15 protein-coding genes are annotated in these 18563 nt (G+C 42.8%); 1 reads left to right on the plus strand and 14 read right to left on the minus strand.

The annotated features are described in order from the left end of the window. The first annotated feature begins 260 nt into the window (after window positions 1-260). Window positions 261-1103 (plus strand): SMP-30/gluconolactonase/LRE family protein, encoded by an 843-nt coding sequence (locus QMG93_RS02460; RefSeq protein ID WP_281933310.1) that lies wholly within the window; start codon window positions 261-263, stop codon window positions 1101-1103. A 131-nt stretch (window positions 1104-1234) separates the two neighbouring features. Here the strand turns inward: QMG93_RS02460 and ppsA are convergent, their stop codons facing one another. The 14 genes from ppsA to QMG93_RS02530 form a co-directional block, all read right to left on the minus strand. Further along, window positions 1235-3853, minus strand: coding sequence for a phosphoenolpyruvate synthase (gene ppsA, locus QMG93_RS02465; RefSeq protein WP_281933311.1), 2619 nt, complete (start codon window positions 3851-3853; stop codon window positions 1235-1237). A gap of 175 nt (window positions 3854-4028) precedes the next feature. After that, window positions 4029-4874: a hypothetical protein gene (locus QMG93_RS02470; protein ID WP_281933312.1), complete on the minus strand. Its 846-nt coding sequence runs from the start codon at window positions 4872-4874 to the stop codon at window positions 4029-4031. A gap of 175 nt (window positions 4875-5049) precedes the next feature. After that, complete coding sequence (locus tag QMG93_RS02475) at window positions 5050-6477, minus strand: PQQ-dependent sugar dehydrogenase (protein ID WP_281933313.1); 1428 nt, start codon at window positions 6475-6477, stop codon at window positions 5050-5052. Window positions 6478-6668: 191 nt separating this feature from the next. Next, window positions 6669-7904: a sensor histidine kinase gene (locus QMG93_RS02480; RefSeq protein ID WP_281933572.1), complete on the minus strand. Its 1236-nt coding sequence runs from the start codon at window positions 7902-7904 to the stop codon at window positions 6669-6671. Between the two features lie 4 nt (window positions 7905-7908). After that, a complete protein-coding gene (locus QMG93_RS02485; RefSeq protein ID WP_281933314.1) occupies window positions 7909-8604 on the minus strand; it encodes a response regulator transcription factor in 696 nt (231 codons plus the stop codon). 88 nt (window positions 8605-8692) lie between these two features. Further along, window positions 8693-10675 (minus strand): ABC transporter permease, encoded by a 1983-nt coding sequence (locus QMG93_RS02490; RefSeq protein WP_281933315.1) that lies wholly within the window; start codon window positions 10673-10675, stop codon window positions 8693-8695. Then, window positions 10659-11384: an ABC transporter ATP-binding protein gene (locus tag QMG93_RS02495; protein ID WP_281933316.1), complete on the minus strand. Its 726-nt coding sequence runs from the start codon at window positions 11382-11384 to the stop codon at window positions 10659-10661. The genes QMG93_RS02490 and QMG93_RS02495 overlap by 17 nt, the downstream gene beginning before the upstream one ends. A gap of 25 nt (window positions 11385-11409) precedes the next feature. Then, window positions 11410-12129 (minus strand): lipoprotein BA_5634 family protein, encoded by a 720-nt coding sequence (locus QMG93_RS02500; RefSeq protein ID WP_281933317.1) that lies wholly within the window; start codon window positions 12127-12129, stop codon window positions 11410-11412. A 513-nt stretch (window positions 12130-12642) separates the two neighbouring features. Continuing rightward, window positions 12643-13062 (minus strand): GNAT family N-acetyltransferase, encoded by a 420-nt coding sequence (locus tag QMG93_RS02505; protein WP_281933318.1) that lies wholly within the window; start codon window positions 13060-13062, stop codon window positions 12643-12645. Window positions 13063-13566: 504 nt separating this feature from the next. Further along, the gene (locus QMG93_RS02510) at window positions 13567-15822 is read right to left on the minus strand and encodes an excinuclease ABC subunit UvrA (protein ID WP_281933319.1); all 2256 of its coding nucleotides are present in this window, start codon (window positions 15820-15822) and stop codon (window positions 13567-13569) included. 229 nt (window positions 15823-16051) lie between these two features. Further along, window positions 16052-16474 (minus strand): SRPBCC family protein, encoded by a 423-nt coding sequence (locus QMG93_RS02515; RefSeq protein WP_281933320.1) that lies wholly within the window; start codon window positions 16472-16474, stop codon window positions 16052-16054. Continuing rightward, on the minus strand, window positions 16471-16800 hold the full coding sequence (locus QMG93_RS02520) for an ArsR/SmtB family transcription factor (protein WP_281933321.1): 330 nt from the start codon (window positions 16798-16800) through the stop codon (window positions 16471-16473). The genes QMG93_RS02515 and QMG93_RS02520 overlap by 4 nt, the downstream gene beginning before the upstream one ends. Before the next feature lie 266 nt (window positions 16801-17066). Continuing rightward, a complete protein-coding gene (locus QMG93_RS02525) occupies window positions 17067-17963 on the minus strand; it encodes an alpha/beta hydrolase fold domain-containing protein (RefSeq protein WP_281933322.1) in 897 nt (298 codons plus the stop codon). Continuing rightward, on the minus strand, window positions 17881-18528 hold the full coding sequence (locus QMG93_RS02530; protein ID WP_281933323.1) for a PadR family transcriptional regulator: 648 nt from the start codon (window positions 18526-18528) through the stop codon (window positions 17881-17883). Before QMG93_RS02530 ends, QMG93_RS02525 begins: the two co-directional genes overlap by 83 nt. Between the last annotated feature and the right edge of the window lie 35 nt (window positions 18529-18563).

The raw sequence follows: 18563 nt of genomic DNA on the forward strand, positions 1-18563 counted from the left end.
GCTCTATTAGTACCAATCAGGGCTGGCAATATAGCCTTACGGCTCAGCTTTCCATTGGTTAACTGCTCGGTCTTTGTCCCCCGCTCCCGGAGCTGAGAGGATTCTAGTTCACATAGACTCATCGGGAATGAGTCAAGTTCTTGTCACCCGACAAATCCGTTTTTTCGATAAGAGAATTTTTTCATTAAACGTACTTTTTTTGACTAGCGGAAAATAAAGATACTAAGTGAATCCTTTATTAAGGAAAGGAGATTTTAACCATGCGATTTGAGTTATTTAAGAGCAATATTTTAACGGATGGATTTACACGTAAAATAGAAGGTCCTTCATGCGATAAAAACGGGAATATTTATGCCGTTAATTTTCAAAGAGATGGCACGGTTGGCAAAGTAACCCCAAATGGAAAAAGCAGTGTCTTTATTGAATTGCCTACGGGCAGTATCGGATGCGGGACACGTATTGACCCTAACGGAACTATGTACATTGCAGATTATAAAAAACATAATATATTCGCCGTTAACCTTGAAACGAAAGAGATCAGTGTACATGCTCATGACCCTGCAATGAACCAGCCTAATGATTTAGCGATAACCGAACAAGGTGTTTTATTCGCTAGTGACCCCAACTGGCTCCAACAAAATAAGGGACAATTGTGGCGTATTGATACAAATGGAGATACGTATTTATTAGAAAGGAATATGGGAACGACGAATGGAATTGAAGTTAGTCCTGACGGTAAAAAATTATACGTAAATGAATCATTGCAAAGAAGAATATGGGTATATGATCTGTCAAGTACTTTTGAATTGAGTAATAAACGCTTATTGGTAGAGTTTCGAGATTTTGAACTTGATGGAATGCGCTGTGATGTGGCAGGCAATTTGTTTGTTACTCGCCCAGGCAAAGGTGTGGTGGCGAAGATATCCCCTAATGGTCTTTTGCTAAGCGAAATTTTCCTTATTGGTAAAAACTGTACCAACCTTACGTTTGGGGGTCCAGATGGAAGAACTTGCTACGTGACAATGGCCGATACAGGAAGCATTGAAATGTTTGAATCCGATGTGCCTGGAAGGTGTTGGAGTTTATTGCATAGAAGTTTTTAGATCAAGGTTGCGATAACGTTTGTGTCGCAAAGCGAATAAGCCCACATGTTTTTGTCGTTGCCTCGCGACAGAAACATATGGGCTTCCGATGATAAATAGTATTTTTTTAACTTACTTGACGTATTCAGCCATTACAATATTTCGATATACCCTTCTGTTCCATGCACGCGAATTCGTTGCCCGTCTTTTATCAGTTTGGTAGCATTCTCCACTCCGACAACTGCTGGCAAGCCATATTCACGTGCGATAACGGCTCCATGGGTCATCAGTCCGCCAACTTCGGTGACTAGGCCTTTGATGGATACAAACAACGGTGTCCAGCTAGGGTCAGTAAACGCGGTGACTAATATATCTCCATCTTCCAGATCGGCATCTTCCATATTTAAGATGACACGTGCTCGCCCCTCGATCACTCCGGAAGAAACAGGCAGACCTACAATAGCTTCAGCTGGGAGATTTTCTCGTTTGTACTTGCCTGCAATGATTTCGCCATCAGACGTGATAACACGTGGCGGCGTTAGTTTTTCATATAACTTGTACTCGTCTTTTCGTTTGCCGATGATCTTGTAATCCAATTTATTGGTGCGTACGGCTTCGTGAAGCTCTTCAAAAGTGAGGTAATAAATATCTTCTTGTTCACGAACAACGCCCGCTTGTACGAGTTGTTCGGCTTCTTTCAGTAAAGCCTTCTTATAAACGAAGTAGCGATTAATATATGCATATTTTGGATATTCCCGGTACCCAATGAGATTCCGGACTAGGTCGATCATTCGTTTTGTCTCTTTGGCTTTTTGTTCGCCATCCGGTAACTGCTTCAATCGATCTAATAACTCTCGTTCTTTTTTCAAAGCTTCCTGTCGCCCTTGCTCAAATTTCCGCTTTCCGGCGTTAGGCTCAAAATTTTTGATGTTACCCAGAATCATGGGGACAAGTGTAATTGGTTTTTCGCTCCAACGGGTTCGGGTAATATCGATTTCTCCGGCGCATCGCATTCCGTATTTGTTGAGATAAGCACAGATCGCGTCTCGGGTTTCCTGTCCGCCATTAAATTTAACCAGTTCATCCAAAAAGTGATCATCTTTTACATGTTGTAAATAATGAATGACTTCCGGATAAGGACGTATCACATCTGCGACATCCATTAGAGCCAGACCCATTTCCGAAGTGATATTGTTTGGTACAGATTGAGACAGCGTATCTGCTGCGTTTTTTTCACCCAACCACTCCATCATTTTTTCATTGATCCATGATGAAGCATTCATAGCAGTCATAATCACACCAAAGCTTTGTGGATCAGATAGCTTCCTCTTCCTTAATTCCTCGATATCTTCCAGGATAAAATCAAATAGATCCGCTCCTGATTTCGTTTGGATCTTATGTTTTAACTCCTCGATCGATGATTCACTTCGCTTAATCAAATCAGAAACGATTGTCGGCTCGTAATCGTTTAGTGTTTGATAATTCGCAGGCGCCGGACCTTCATTGCTTTTACCGTTACTCTGTTCTTTCTTGTCATCCGGTATCGATTTTATAAAATCTCCCCGCTCTATAACGGTCGTCAATGCATCTTTTATGAGCGGATCGTTTTTTCCCAGCACATTTATTAAAGTATCCCTGCCGGAAGGTGAAGCCAGCATAAGTGAAACATCAACAAACAACCTTCCGCCGGCTTTACGCATGGGCGCAGGAGTTAGTAACAGGTAAAAAGACAATCCCAATGGTTTCATGGGATCGGTCATCATTTGTTGGTGACCGACAGATACGTAAACGTGATTTTCTTGATCATTCGCTTCAGGGATCGGGTATAAAGTCGTGATTGGCCGACTCTGGACAATATAAAATGTATCGTGGTCCAAACACCATTCGATATCTTGCGGGCAGCCAAAATAAGCTTCGATCTGTCTTCCGATACGTGCTAATTGTAAAATTTGTTCCTCAGTAAGGGTTTGTGTCTTTTGCTGATCAGGATCGATCGGCCGTGTCTCTGTTCCGCCTTCTTTCCGTCCATAGATAGCCAATTTTTTGGTCGCTATCCTCTTATCGACGATTTTCCCTTCCTGTACTTGATAACAATCGGCAGATACCAAGCCAGAGACCAGTGCCTCTCCAAGTCCAAAGCCGGCATCGATGGATAGCAGCTTTCGGTTGGAGGTAACTGGATCAGCGGTAAATAAAATCCCCGAAGCCTGCGGGAAAACCATCCTTTGAACGATAACGGATAAATAAACTTGACTGTGCTCGAATCCGTTTTGCATACGGTAGATTACCGCGCGATCCGTAAATAGGGAAGCCCAACATTTGCTGATATGCTGCAAGATCGCTTCTTTGCCGATGATATTTAAATAGGTGTCTTGTTGACCAGCAAAAGAGGCATGCGGTAAATCTTCAGCAGTCGCACTAGAACGCACGGCATAAGCATGTTCCTCGCCAAACCGGGAGAGATAGTGAGCAACTGCTTTCACCACATCGGAAGGAATTTCTGCTTCCATAATGATTTGTCGAATCTTTCCGCTGATTTCACCGATTTGATCTCGATCCTCTACTTTTAGCATGGTGAGTCGATCCAACAAAGCATGATACGTTTCGTTTTGTTCGGTGGCTTTTTGGAATCCCACGGTTGTAACACAAAATCCTTCCGGTACTTGTATTCCTTGAATTTTTGATAATTCCCCTAAATTTAACCCTTTTCCGCCAACAAGCAAAAGCTGCGTCTTTTCCATTTCCTGAAAATCGAGAACCAAAGAACTCATTCCACATCTCTCCTAACCATTAAAATGAGAAAAAACATTTGACAAGAGCTTACCGGCGTGGTAAAATAAGATTGTAAGATAAGATTATTATGTCCATTTAATACACACAGCCGTGATCTCATTATATCATCGCGTCTGTTTATGTGCAATATAAAAAAGAACCTGGTGAATTTTTTCAGGTTCTTTTTTGATTTCCGTTATCATTCGTCACATCAAAAACTATGGTTCGAACCGACTTCGTCGTAGTTCCACCGAAAATAGGACAAAGTTCTTGTCGTACATCAGTAATCGGACAATGTTTGTGTCGTCCGATCGTTATTGCCCCGCGAATAAGCACTTGTTTTTGGCCGTTGCGGCCGACTTTGTACACTTTACCGTCATAGCTGCCTTCAATAATATATAAATCCCCTCTGAACCAGGACATGCCTGTTAATGGTCCTTCAAACCCCGCAGCAAATTCATGGACTCTTCCGGCTTTATCAATATGCAGCACTCTACCCTTCGCATAAGCCGGGCCGTAAGAATAGCCCGATTCGGCGACATACATTTCGCCATTCTCGTCAAACACCAGACTTGTTGGATAGGTGAGTCCGGAAATAACCGGCTCCAGTCTGTAGCTGGGATCCAGCCAATAATCCGGGCCTCCGACCGGACCTTCCAAAAGCGGCGCCAAAGGCGGCAAATCGGTTTGAAATGGAGTGGCTAACGCGATTAACGTATGGATAAAATTGGTTTGCAAAGTTATGAGGTCTTGAAACGTGGACGCCAGATGCGGATATGCGGTGAAAAAGTATGGATAGGATTGATAAAGGAGCAAAAGTTCATTTTCCCTTGCTATCAACTCATCTAACAGCAGGTCTTGGTTTCGATGAAACAGCATTAAATTAATCGGTGCTTGAGGTCGGCGGATTTGAAATGAATTCAACAGCTTTTCAAGGATTTGGGCTTTCTGTTGTTGGAGCTGCCAAAGAGTCGTAGCTTCCGGGCTATTCCCGATGACCTGATGAAACCTCCAGAACAAATGTGCACAAATCTCTTCCCAAATGACTTCTCAAACGACCAGTTTATTAGGAAAAGTCTGCAAAGGACTCCTTCACCCCTCATCCCAGTTTGTTCACACATTCATAAGTAATATGAACAGGGCGTTGTCCTTTATGTCAATGGGGTGGGAAAAGCCCGAATTTAATCGTTATTCATCATGGAACAATTTCGAAAACGGTACCTTGGTTAAAATCAGTCACTTTCATAGAGCCATGAACCCCTAAATATAGTTTGGTTTGATTCAGATTCGTTCCCAAACTAACATAATAAGCTGATTGAGAACCAAAATTATAATCGGTTTCAATAACACTAAAATCATTTAGTTTACAATCTGTTCTTACCCTGGTATAAGCTAAAGCCCCTCGAACCGGAAGTTGAGATTCTTTCCCCCGAGCCAGATCGGTAAACACAATGTTTCCCGTTAAAGCCGGGATTTCATTTCCCATATAGGGCTGGACTCCTGTAAGTGCAGTAGCTCTAAACTTATCGGTTCGGCGATCTTCATGAAAATAACTAATTAGAGGCGGAAGACGCCTCGCTGAAGTTTTTACTGCCTCATCGTAATAAGCAATGGTTTTCTCATTCAAAGTCGGATTTGCAGAGCAGCCTGTTATTGTCGAAGTAGGAAAAGCACCTTCCCACCCTCGCCAGCCAAAGTTAATAAATCCTTCGTAGTCTGGTTCGGATTTCATTAAAGAAGCTTGAATAAGCTGAGTAACCGGTATTGGTTTATAATGAATGAACGAAAAAATCGACTCTACGAGATCCTGTCCGACATTGCCTACATATTTGATATACCGATTATAAAACCTTTGGAATGAAATTCCCGGTATATTGCGAACTCCTTTGGCAATGACCGTAAGCGTTTCCTGAATAGGTACGGGTAGCTCATTAAACCGTGTAACTACGGGCGGATTATCGATAAATGTATGCTTACCTACATCAATTTCGATTATTTTACCTGCGATTTCCATGTCATCTTGGCTTAAATTAAATGGGTCATAGCCAGATCCACCATCTCCGGTTGTCAAAATAAGATTTCCTGTTTCAGGTGAAAAGTTTAAGCTATTGACCCCATTATGGTTAAAAAATGGTCTTCTTATATGAAGTAATGTCCGCCTTTTTTGAGGTTGACCATTCGGATGTAGAATATATTCTTCAACTGTATCCATATGATCGTATTGAACTTCTTTATTTGTCCACTTTAGGTTTAAGGTTCTAGCATCGCAAGGGTTAGGTTTAAAAGATTCTTGAGGAGCACCTGGAAAAGCTCCTGGACATTGGGTTCCAGCTACTGAATAATGCAGATAAAATAAACCATTAGAATAGAATTTGGGATGAAATGCCAGCCCTAGCAATCCCCGTTCATCATATCCGCCACTAGAAAGACCTAATTTTAGGATTCGCGGTCGAATATCAAAAAAAGTTCTTATAACTCCGTTTCGTATGTAAAAGATCTCCCCTACCTGGGTTACAATAAATAAGCTTTCAATTGAATCACCCGGAAGTATCGTTGTTTTCAAAACCGTAGGTAAATTGATCTTACTTACAATGGGCCTTAAACTAACTTTGACTTTTATCAACTTAACTTTGCCCTCCTTCCTATTTTTACCTTTTATAAGAATATGATTAGGACTGCTCTATTAGTACCAGTGAGGGCCGGCCATATGACAAGAACACACTTAATCCCATAAAATAACAAAGCCGCGATTTACGCGGCAATTAATGTTCACAAGGCTTCGCACTGTTTTATTATCCTTTTGGTGTTTGAAAATTAAAATTTTATGAAGGTAACCGTAAATTTTGTATAGGCATATTTCTCACTCTCAACTTTAATCAAGGCTTGATGTGCTTCGATAATGGCTTTGGCAAGCGCCAAGCCAATTCCTACCGAATCATGTTTTTTAGAACCGCTTGCTTTGTAGAATCGATCAAAGATATACGGCAGCTCCTCGGCTTCAATTCCTTCTCCAAAGTCTTGAATCACCAATTCCGTATAGATCGGTGTATCTTTGACTTGAATCTTGATTTTGCCGCCGGGTTTGGAATGCTCGATCGCATTCTTCAGCAGGTTCAACAAAGCTTCTTGCATCCACATTTTATCGTGAACAACGACTACTTCCTCCGGCGCATCCCAGTCAACCGACATATGATTATCACTGATCATGCTTGCCAGACGCTCCAAAACTTCCTCTAATGTCTCCACCAAATTTACTGGTTCTTTATCGAACGATATAGCTCGGGCGTCGATTTTCGCGATCTTCAACAAATTTTGAATCAAGACATTCATTCTGGAGATTTGAACATCATTATTTTGCAATAGTCGAACTTGCTGCTGGCGGGGCAAATTTTCATTTAACATCATTTCATTGTAGATGGATATAGTTGAAAGCGGTGTTTTTAATTGGTGGGATATATCTTGCAGCATTTGTCCTAGAAACTCTTTCTCTTCAAGCAGATCCTGCATGCTTTTTCTAATAATATCTTTCATGGACCGAAATGAAGCCGCCAGTTTGGCGAGATCCCCTTCTTTATTTTCATTTATGACAACTGAGTAATCCCCATCGATTATTTTTTTTGCCGCCGAAGCGAGTTGGTTAATTTTATTGAAGATCATCTTGTATTGCATGAAGGTTGCCCCAAACAACATCAATCCGAAACAAATCAATCCCCACAAAATAGATTGATTATGGCCGAAAATATGGTTATTTAAAAGGGGAAAAAGCTCCGTCTCCAAATCTTCATACAATCCATACTGTCTAAAGATCTCTCTTCCTTGTTCCTGATACTTGCTTGTATCGGAAGAATGGCTTGTTAAGACTTTCATAATTTCCGCTTCATTCTCGGGATGTTGTTCAACCAATCTGGCAGTAATTTCGCCCCAGGCTGCAATAGAATCGGTCTTTAATTGATTATAAAACAGTTGATGTTCAATAAACTGGTAAAGTGTAAATAGAGAGAACAGAACAGCCAGTATCGTCATATAGCCTTTCAACTCGGTAATTCTCATCATCTTACTCCCTGCTCACATCCTTATCCCACCGATAACCCAATCCTCTCTGGGTGACGATAAACTGCGGATTTTTGGGGTCATCTTCAACTTTGTCTCTTAAACGCTTAATGTATACCGATAACGTGTTTTCGTCAAAAAAAACATCATCTCCTACCGTTATTTTTAGCAGGATTTCATCTCTTTTTAATGCTTTGTGGGCGTTCATCATAAATGTTAACAGAAGCTTATATTCTAAATTCGTTAATGGAATGCTTTCATGATTTTTATAAACTTTGACTTGGCTCGTATCGATTTTTATGTTCTCAGATGTTAAGATCGCTGAAGAAGTATCCAGCCGCGCTTGTTTCCGCAATTGCACTTTCACTCTGGACATGAGTTCCTTGACTCGAAAAGGTTTCGTTATATAATCGTCCCCACCGATATCGAGTCCCATCACCACATTTGCTTCTTCATCAAGGGCGGTTAGGAAAATAACGGACGAATCGTTTTGTTTTTTGAAATGCAAACATAAATCATAGCCATTTCCATCTGGAAGGCCGATATCCAGGATAGATAAATCAAAAGTATGACGATCAAATTGCTGTTTCGCTTCTTTTACACTAGAGGCTCTGACCACCTCATAACCTTCATTAATCAATGAAAATTCAATGGCTAGACCAAGAGCCTCATCATCTTCAACAAGCAATATTTTATTCAAGTAGGTTCTCTCCTTTTGCTCTTCCCTATTCAGCCATCGACGGACAAATCAGAACAGCCCGACTATATAATATAGCCAGGCCTCGGTATTATTGTTCCCTGATAACATCAATGAGATTATCTTTTTGGATTTTTCTCAGCGGAACTAGAACAGATAAGTAACTGATGAACAAAGCGGAAACAAACGTTATGAAACAAGCCTCATAAGGGATTGACCATTCGATTTTCATGATACCGGAAGTAGCCAAATACATAATATAAGAAAGTATACAACCGAAAAAGATCCCTTGCAAACTTCCGGAAAATCCGTAAATGAGCGCTTCATAGATGATCATTTTTTTCAAATCTCTTTGTGACATGCCTATGGATTTTAACGCAGCCAGTTCTTTTCGTCTAATAATGATGCTGATCGTAATCGTATTGAGGATATTGAGACTGCCAATCAAAGAAATGACCGCAATAAAACCATATACAAGCACTTTAATAACAAGCTTCGCTTCATCCTTAGCTCTATTCTCATCCAGGTGATTAATGATTGTAATGTCGTGGTTTGTTCCAACGGTCTGCTGGATGTTCGCAACGGTCGCGAGAGATTGAGTCGTATCCTTCAAATTGATTCTAATTCTGGAGTCCTGTTCGTAAACTTCGGATACATTGTCAACCGACTTCAATAGTTCCCCGGTTTGCTGTCTTTCTACTGAAGAATCAGGACCAACATGTTTCAGAACGATGGTTAGATCCGATTTCGTGGATGAATCGTTCACATATTTGGATGCAAAGGCGATATCCATTATAGACGAGAAAGTAATAAACAATACACTGCTTATAATAATGGATAGGATAGTAATCGTATAACGATTTTTATTTCTTTTTACGTTTTTCAAGGCAAGGCTTAGGGGAAAAGATAAAGGCTTTCTCAGCACGGTATTCTTTTGTTTTTTGATTGTTTCTTTCTTAATTGATAACCTGCTGCTGATTGCCAGCAATGGGGATATTCTGCCCGCAAAAAAAGCCGGGTAATAACTTGACGCTAATACGGTCGTCAGGGTAATGATCGAACTGATCAATAAAATTTGCCAATCAATATGAAAGAACGAAACACGTGCACCATCCTCTAATAAAATCAAGAAAATGGATTGGAGAGCAGCCAGCGCCAATAAGCTGCATACAATCCCGAGCGGTATGGCGATGACAGCCATCACGGCAGCCTCTCTCATAACGATTTGCCTAATTTGCTTTCGCGTAGCGCCGATGCTTCGGAGCAAGCCGAACTGCTTCATCCGCTCTACGACGCTGATTTGAAAAGCGTTGTAGATGACGACAACCGTCGCGATCACCACAATACTGACGACGATGACTAGCATGGCCAGAATCGATTGATTCGATTCCGGTTTCAAAACTCTGATCAATTGATCATTGATATCAATATTTTTGTCTTCAGTAATTGATTTTATTTCATCTAAAACCTCGTTAAAGTTCGCTTTCTGGTTTATTTCAATTAATATCCTCCCTTCTCCAAGAGCAAAATCACGTTTATATGTTAATAATCGGCCCAATTTACTTTTCTGCGTAAACTCGCGGTTATCCAGTAAACCAACGAGTTGATATGTTTTTCCATCCAATTCAAAGGAGCCGCCGATCTGAAGATCGTTTTTGATATAAGGAAGCGCCCACGAATCGACAACAGCTTCATGGTCATTGGCCGGTAATTTGCCATCCTTGAGACTGTAGGTTAAAAACCCCAAGGCGCGATGATCAGCGAAATTCATTTGCACAGAAATGTCTCCAACCGGAACGATGCCACCCTGAGACATCAAACCAAACGATGCAATTTGGGGATTATATCTGATTTTATTTAATATCGCTTCATCGTAATTTGAAATGATGGCATGAAAAGAAACTCCATTTAATTTCTTGATGCTCTCGATTTGGGAGAGCTGTGATCCTTTCATAAACAGGCCGATCGTAGAAATTAACGCTACGGAGAGTACGATTCCGACCAAGGTCAAAATGGTTCGTTTGATATTCCCCTTTAAATATTTGCTGCTTAATTGTTTATAGCTGCTGATCAAAATCATTCTCCTCCAGCCTATGTCTTTTTCTCAGCTGCCGTTGATCGGAAATGATTTTACCGTCTTCTATCGTGATGATTCGGTCAGAAGCCGATGCAATCGTTAGATCGTGCGTAATCAATACAATAGTTTGATTGTATTTTTTGGCCGTTAATCTTAATAAATCCATGACTTCCTTCGTATTTCGCGTATCCAGATTACCTGTGGGCTCATCGGCCAGAATCAAATGCGGCCGGTTTATAAGCGCCCTGCCAATGGAAACCCGTTGCTGCTGGCCGCCAGATAATTCAGAAGGCAAGTGATCCTTACGTTCAAGAAGCCCCAGGATTTCAATAATTTCATTCAAATACGCCATATCTACCGGTTCATCATCCAATAACGTAGGCAAAGCGATATTTTCCTGAACATTCAATACGGGGATCAAATTAAAGAATTGAAAAATAAACCCGACTTTTCTTCTTCTGAATATCGAAAGCTCATCATCTGTATAATTATAAATATTATGATCCCCAATGAATACTTGTCCTGAACTTGGCCGATCCAACCCTCCTAAAATATGCAGCAGTGTACTTTTTCCAGAGCCGGAAACACCTACGATGGAGACAAACTCTCCTTGCTGAATAGAAAGACTAATCCCTTTTAAGGCATACACCTTATTATTACCTTCACCATAACTTTTATCTACATTTTCCATCCGTACGATTTCCATTCCGTCCGTCCTTTCAACATTCGGCTCATTGTTGCACATCTACAAAATTCACTTTGTCTTCGCTGCCTGCATAGACGTTCTCGATTTCCTTTAGAATCTTGTTCGTCTCATTTTTATTCTTATAATCGAAACCGCCCTTTTGAAAATGAATCAATGTGATCGTTGACTCGGCTTCGGTTAATTTGTTGTAAGTTTGGTCGTCAACAATAACAAGGTTCGAAGTGGGTATATACCCGATCCATGCCTGATGTTTAACATATTGTACGGGTACCATCTGACCGTTCAAATCGATTTGACCATTCTTCATTTCGGAATCATGTAAAGAGTACAACAGATTATGACCAGTAGATAATTCTTTTATGCTGGTAACAGGCTCTGAAATCGTGGACAAGCTGTTAGGATCTTTTCTGGCTCTGATAATCCCCTTCTTGACGAATTGCTCGGCTGTGGATCGATTAACAACCGAATACTTGATCTCTCGGGTATCAAATTGTTGACCAGTTTCTTTTTGATCTTGCTCTGACAATTTAGTGGTTATTTTTGTTGTAACCAACTTCATTTTGTAGTCGATCGTTTGTTTGCTGTTATCTTTATACAACTGCTTGACTTTATTCACATCTTTTTCTGTGCCGGTAACTAAAATTCCATTAGCTGGTTGCGATGGACCTTCTACAAAACGTTTTACTCCAAATCCTATACCTATAAAGATAACGATAACCAACGCGAAAACAATAATTTTTTTCATCTGACTGCTCCTTAATAAATTATTTATTTCTGTATTATAAACGAGACTTTCATGCAAAATGAATGACTCTTGTCTAACCATTTTGATCTTCTCGCTTACATTTTTGTAAGAATGGAGATACGGCTTCCGAAGTCGCAGTTATGATACAAAATTCGTTTGTCTAATTCTATGGAGCAATCCATAATCCCGGTAGAACAACACTGAAGGTGAATGAATGTTATAAGTAAACCGAGATGACGACCGTCCCATGGCAGCAACTTCTTGACCAAGCGATCCTTCAGAGGATGCTGCGGCATAAGGACCCGTTGTCAGCAATTTTTTTCGAAATATTTGATTGGTCTGTTTACTTGTAGCCGAGAAAAAATAAAAAAAACATCACCTTAGCCGGCGATGTGATAAGCTATTCATTAAATTGTCGGTCAACAATACATTTCTCGTCGAGCCATTTAGAATGGGGATCAGTCGAAATAATTTCATCAAAGCGAGGCTCGGAACCCGCCCATAGCTCAGATTTTATTCATATATCATTACCCAATATTTTTCTTCAGAATGACCTTCTTCAACGACTTTTTTCCAACCTTTATTCTCATAAAATTTCATCGCTTTTTGATTTTCAGATACACACTTCAATCTTAATGGTTTATTCATTTTTTCTATGGAGGCATCAAGCAGCAGACCGCCAACACCCTTGCCAAAGAAATCGGGATGAACAAATAAATTATGAATAAAGTTATCTGGCAAGTACAATGAAGCGAATCCGAGAATATGATTATCCTCCTCCGCTAAAATGATATACTCGTCCACAGTATGATTGTCAAAATCTTCCAAAGTCATTTTTTCTATATCCGCCCAATGAAAATTTTTGCGACGTGATTCCAAGTATATGATTCTTAATTCAGCGTAATCTGATTCATTTGCTACTCTAATCCTCACATTTTCACTCTCGCTTCCTTTACATAAATGAGTCGACGACGTTTGTCAGCCGGGATGGGGGACGCTACATCTATTGTACAAGATAATTTGCTCTTTCATTCGAAAGAGGCCCAGCCTATATCTGATTCCCGTTTATCGGTTGCTTACCGTACACAAATTACTATAGTAGCTGAACATTTGTTTTTCCTCCGTTTGATAAGACACGGAATAGATTTGTAATAAAGGGATAACCGATATTATACCTTCCAAGTCTCTGATATAGTGGTTAGTTGGAAAGAGCAGACTGTCATTAAAATCGCCTACATTCATTGGAATTAATATGAATGCTACCATAGAAAACTAAAAGTATGCAACTTTATACATTAGACGTCCGTGTCCTATTCATGGCAGTCTCAGTACAAGAGGCATTATGTTGCGGAGCGAATGCGGTTTATGTTTTCTCCGTTACTTAAGCGAAAGGCTGCCGATTCTGCTGGCAGCCCAGATTAAAGTGGACTTGATGTATTACACCAAGTATCTTCCCGTGATTGATTGCTCCGCCTGAATGATCTGCGGAGGTGTGCCCTCGAACACCACCTGGCCGCCCTTGCTGCCTCCGTCCGGTCCCATATCGATGATCCAATCCGCTTGGCTGATCACATCGAGGTTGTGCTCGATGACGATCACCGTATTGCCGGCATCCACGAGGCGATTCATGATCCCCAGAAGGTGACCGATATCTGACATGTGCAGGCCGGTCGTCGGTTCGTCCATCACGTAGATGCTCCCCTTCTTATGCAGCTCGCTTGCCAGCTTGATGCGCTGGCATTCCCCGCCCGAGAGCGTGCTGAGCGGCTGGCCGAGTGTAATATAGTTCAGTCCCACATCACTCATCGCCTGGAGCTTGCGCACAGCCTCCTTTAGCTGGAAAAAATCCAATGCCTGCTCCACCGTCATCTCCAGCACTTCTGCAATTGACTTGCCGTTCAGCTTGTACGCGAGCACCTCTTCCTTGAACCGTCTGCCTCCGCATACTTCGCACGGCAGCTTCACGCTGTCGAGGAATGCCAGGTCTGTATACACAACACCCAGCCCTTGGCAGTTCTCGCAAGCCCCCTTGGAGTTAAAGCTGAATAAGCCTTGGCTCACCTTGTTCGCGGAAGCAAACGCCTTGCGTACATCATCCATAATTCCCGTGTAGGTCGCGGGATTCGAACGTGTTGACACGCCTACCGCCGATTGGTCGATGACGATCGCATCCTGATGCTGGCTGAGGAATACTTCGTTAATCAGCGTACTTTTGCCCGACCCGGCGACACCCGTAACTACGGTCAGCACTCCGGTTGGAATATCTACACTCACGTTCCGCAGGTTGTGTAGTGTGGCATCCTTAATGGACAGCTTGCCGGATGGCTGCCTGCAATCGTGCTTCAGTTGGAGCGGCCGCTTCATATAGTTACCTGTCAGTGTACCTGCCTCCAACAGGCCCTGGAAGCTTCCTTCATACACGATGGTACCGCCGCGGCTGCCGGCGTGAGGCCCGACGTCGACGACATGATCCGCCACCTTGATCACATCGGGATCATGCTCGACGACAATCACGGTATTGCCCTTGTCGCGCAGCTTCTGAAGCAAACCGTTTAACCGGTGTACGTCACGGGGGTGCAAGCCAACGCTGGGCTCATCGAAGATGTAAGTGGCATCCACCAGACTGCCGCTCAGGTGCTTTACCATCTTGACGCGCTGCGACTCGCCGCCGGACAGTGTATCCGTCTCACGGTCCAGCGTCAAGTAATCAAGTCCGATCTCCACCAGATGCTGCAGCCGCTCCGTCAGCGACTTAACGACAGGCGCGGCGACAGGATCGTCAATCTCCCGAATGACGCGGATGAGATGTCCGACCTCCATGGAGGAGAGCTCCGCAATGTTGTGTCCATTGATTCTGCAATTGAGCGCGGCCTGACTGAGTCTCGCGCCGCGGCAGCTGGTGCAGCTACCCTCGGTGATGTACGGCGCAACAGCTTGTTGCGTGCGCTCAGACATCGTTTTCACATCCCGCTTGATATACTTGTTGGTGAATTTCTCGATGACGCCTTCCACCGTAATGTTCACTGTTTTCCCGCCGAACTGCGTCGCCACTTTCCTCGCCTTGCCGTACAGCAGTTGTTCCAGCTCTTCCTCCGAATAATCGATCAGCTTCTTGTCGGGATCGAAGGGCCCCGACTGCACGATCATCGTCCAATCAAAACTGTCCACGGTATAGCCTGGCAGCATGATTGCCCCTTCATTCAACGACTTTGACTTGTCTAGCGCCTTGCTCATGTCGACGCACAGGCTGCGACCGATCCCGTTGCACTTGGGACACATGCCTTGCGGATCGTTAAACGAGAACATGTGCGATTGTCCAACATAGGGCTGACCCACTCTGGAGAAGAGAAGACGGAGTATGGGAGAAATATCGGTAATCGTGCCCATCGTGGAATGGGAACCGCCGCCCAGCCGCTTCTGATCCACAATAACAGCCATGCTCAGGTTCTCAATCGCGTCTGCATCCGGTTGCGGAAAACGCGGCAGAAAGTTGCGGACGAACATGCTGAAGTTTTCGTTCAGCAGACGTTGGGATTCGGAGGCGATGGTATCGAAAACGATCGATGACTTACCGGAACCGGATACCCCGGTGAAGATCGTGATCTTCCGCTTGGGAATGCGCAAGGATACATTCTTGAGGTTGTTTTCCCTAGCACCCGAGATTACGATATATTCCTGGTTAGATTCGCTCATACTTAACACCCTTCCGTTAGTGTTAATTTTGTACTTATATTCGCACCGTACCATTTATCGTGCATAGAAAAGTCGGACAGCCCGAACTTGGACCTGCGATCCAAGAGCTTGTAAAATTATCCGAATCAACATAAACCGGCTGCATGCAGTTTGCAGTCGGTTTATGTTGATTCAGGTATCGTACCAATAGTTTAGTTTTGTGCAAGGGGATGTTTTGTACCGAATGTCGTTATTGTTCCAACACCTTTTCAAGCTCGCCGCACCATTTACTCCAGCCATACTTCGCTCCATTGAGTGCTGGTTCATTGGAGATTCCGGTTTGTTCGAGATGAAGGTTAACCTTTCCGTCCCCTAAATCCTGCAGCGTCCAGGTGACCGTGTGCTTCTCCCCTCCGCTGGCCCAAGTGTAGGACAAACGGTTTGGTTCGTCCACGATAAGCACTTCCCCGTCAACAATCCCATCCCACCACTCGGTCGGTTGAGTGCGAAACTGAAAATGGTGTCCTACGACGGGCTTAAAATCATTTTCCATCGCCTGACCAGTGTGGATGTTGACCACCCACTTGGCAAGCTTGCTTGAATCGGTTAAGGCGGACCAAAGCTTCTCGATCGATGTCGTGTACTGAAAATCCAAGGTTAATGTTAAACTCATTCTTCTTCCTCCTCTAATAGTTGGTTTAAGCGCAACATGTTCATACTCCAGAACTTGCTGTAGAAAGCCACCCAATCTTGAATTTCTCGGAGTGGAGAGGCATTAAGCCTAAATCGCGTTTCTCTGCCGACTTTTCGGTCAAGAACCAGTCCGGCCTCTTTAAGGATTGTCAAGTGCTTGGATACCGCTGTACGGCCCATTTGAAACTGTGCCGTTAATTCATGAAGCGGTAACTCCTCTGCCTCTGCTAACAGACGAATCAGTCGGCGCCTGGTTGGATCTGCAATCGCGTCAAACACATCCCGCAATTGGTTGTTCTCGCTCACAACACCCTCTCCTAAATATTATTGCCAAACGATAGCCGTCAATTTCATTGGACACCATTTAGTGACATTTTCATTATAGGTCACCATTTGGTGTCATGTCAAAACATTTTATTCCGTCAAGTTTTCGATCCGTCGTACCATCTCTCACTTTACCAAACGCAGCGGTATTTTTCTATTTCGTCAATCTGAGCTGGGCCTGCTAAAACCATCGTTTTAGATATGCAAAAGTGGGGCATGGCTAGCCGCCAGCAAAGTAAGGTTTATTTCTACTCATCCATTACACGAATAATTTGGTTCATTGCCTTTTTTGATTCGGGAAGTCCAAACAATGTCCAAACATGAGGCATGCCGGGGTACTCGTAAAATCCAAGCGCAATTCCCTTTTCTTCAGCCATTTTTTTGAACTTCCTGGCATCAGGGTTACAAATATCGTGCGTTCCGGTAAAAACACTTATTTTCCCTAACCCTTCGAAATCCCCATATAAAGGACTTATCAAATAATGCTTTGGATCCAATCCATCCGAATACCATCTCGCAGCCTCTTTGATAGCCGGAGTCGCAAGTAAGGGGTCGATCTTCTCGATTTGGGGAATATCGGGATTGCTAAAAGACATATCCAGACCCGGAGAAAGCAGAATGAGTTTCCCGGGCTGAGGAAGATTCCTTTCCTTAAGCAACTCGGCAAAAGCAAGAATCATCCCTCCTCCTGCCGAGTCGCCTATAAGGATGATATCTTGGGGTTTATATTTGGAGCGGATCTCCGAATAAATAGCATCGAGCATGCCGAACGAATGCTTATAATTATACTTCGGCGCCAATGGGTAAATAGGGACAGTAACCGAATAATGCGTGTGCTGCAGCAGCTTGCCGACAAACTCCCAATGGAGACTTGTAATCTCTTCTACGTAGCCTCCGCCGTGTAAAAAGATAATATGTTTCCGTCTGGAATCACTTCGAGGCTTCAATTCATAATAAGGAAAACCGTGATATTCGCTCTCGGTAATCGAATAAGTTGTGTAGAGTTCCTTCGTGGGCTTGTGTGAGGCCTTTCTTTGTTTCTGCTCTAAATAATGTCGCAAATCATCCCCCGTTCGTTTCCATTTTCGCTTTAACCCGATTGACTTTAGAATTATTTTTAGCAACCTGCTCTGCAGGCTTTCCATTCCGGTTCCTCCCCATCTCTTGAATACTTGTGCAAAGTTTTTCCGCCCATGCCAATTCAAGATTCATTTGTTCCAATTGAACTTCCATTTGCCCCCTGACAGTTGATAAAAAAAATGGACTCGGCTGTTTACCTTTCGGTTCCGGGTTCGTTTCAAATTGGTAAATTTGTTGTTTAAGCTCCCGAATGACAGTCTGGCAATAATCGATGAAATGTTTGACCAAACGGATCTGCTCCTCTAAGTCTAAAAATTCCAAGTGGGCGCTTTTGATATGAAATATTCTCAAGTATTGATTGGAGTTTGAATGTGTATCCATCATCAGTTGAAAAAAACGTTGCCGTCCTTCTGCCGTAATCGCATATGTTTTTGAAGATCTGTCCGACGAGAAAGGAACGTCCGCCGGATCCGCTTCTTGAATAAATCCGGATCTCACCATCTTAGTGAGAATTGTCGAAAGAGTGCCCCTGCTGATCTTTTCCCAAGGGCTTCCAATCTTTGCTATCATGTAAGCATGTAATGGAAAATGCATTAATACGGATAAAATCAATAATTCATAAGTGGACAATCTCAAGCCTCCTAACCTTTCACTTATTAGTTTTA

The organism is Paenibacillus tyrphae, assembly GCF_027925525.1.
Taxonomy (GTDB): Bacteria; Bacillota; Bacilli; order Paenibacillales; family NBRC-103111; genus Paenibacillus_G; species Paenibacillus_G tyrfis_B.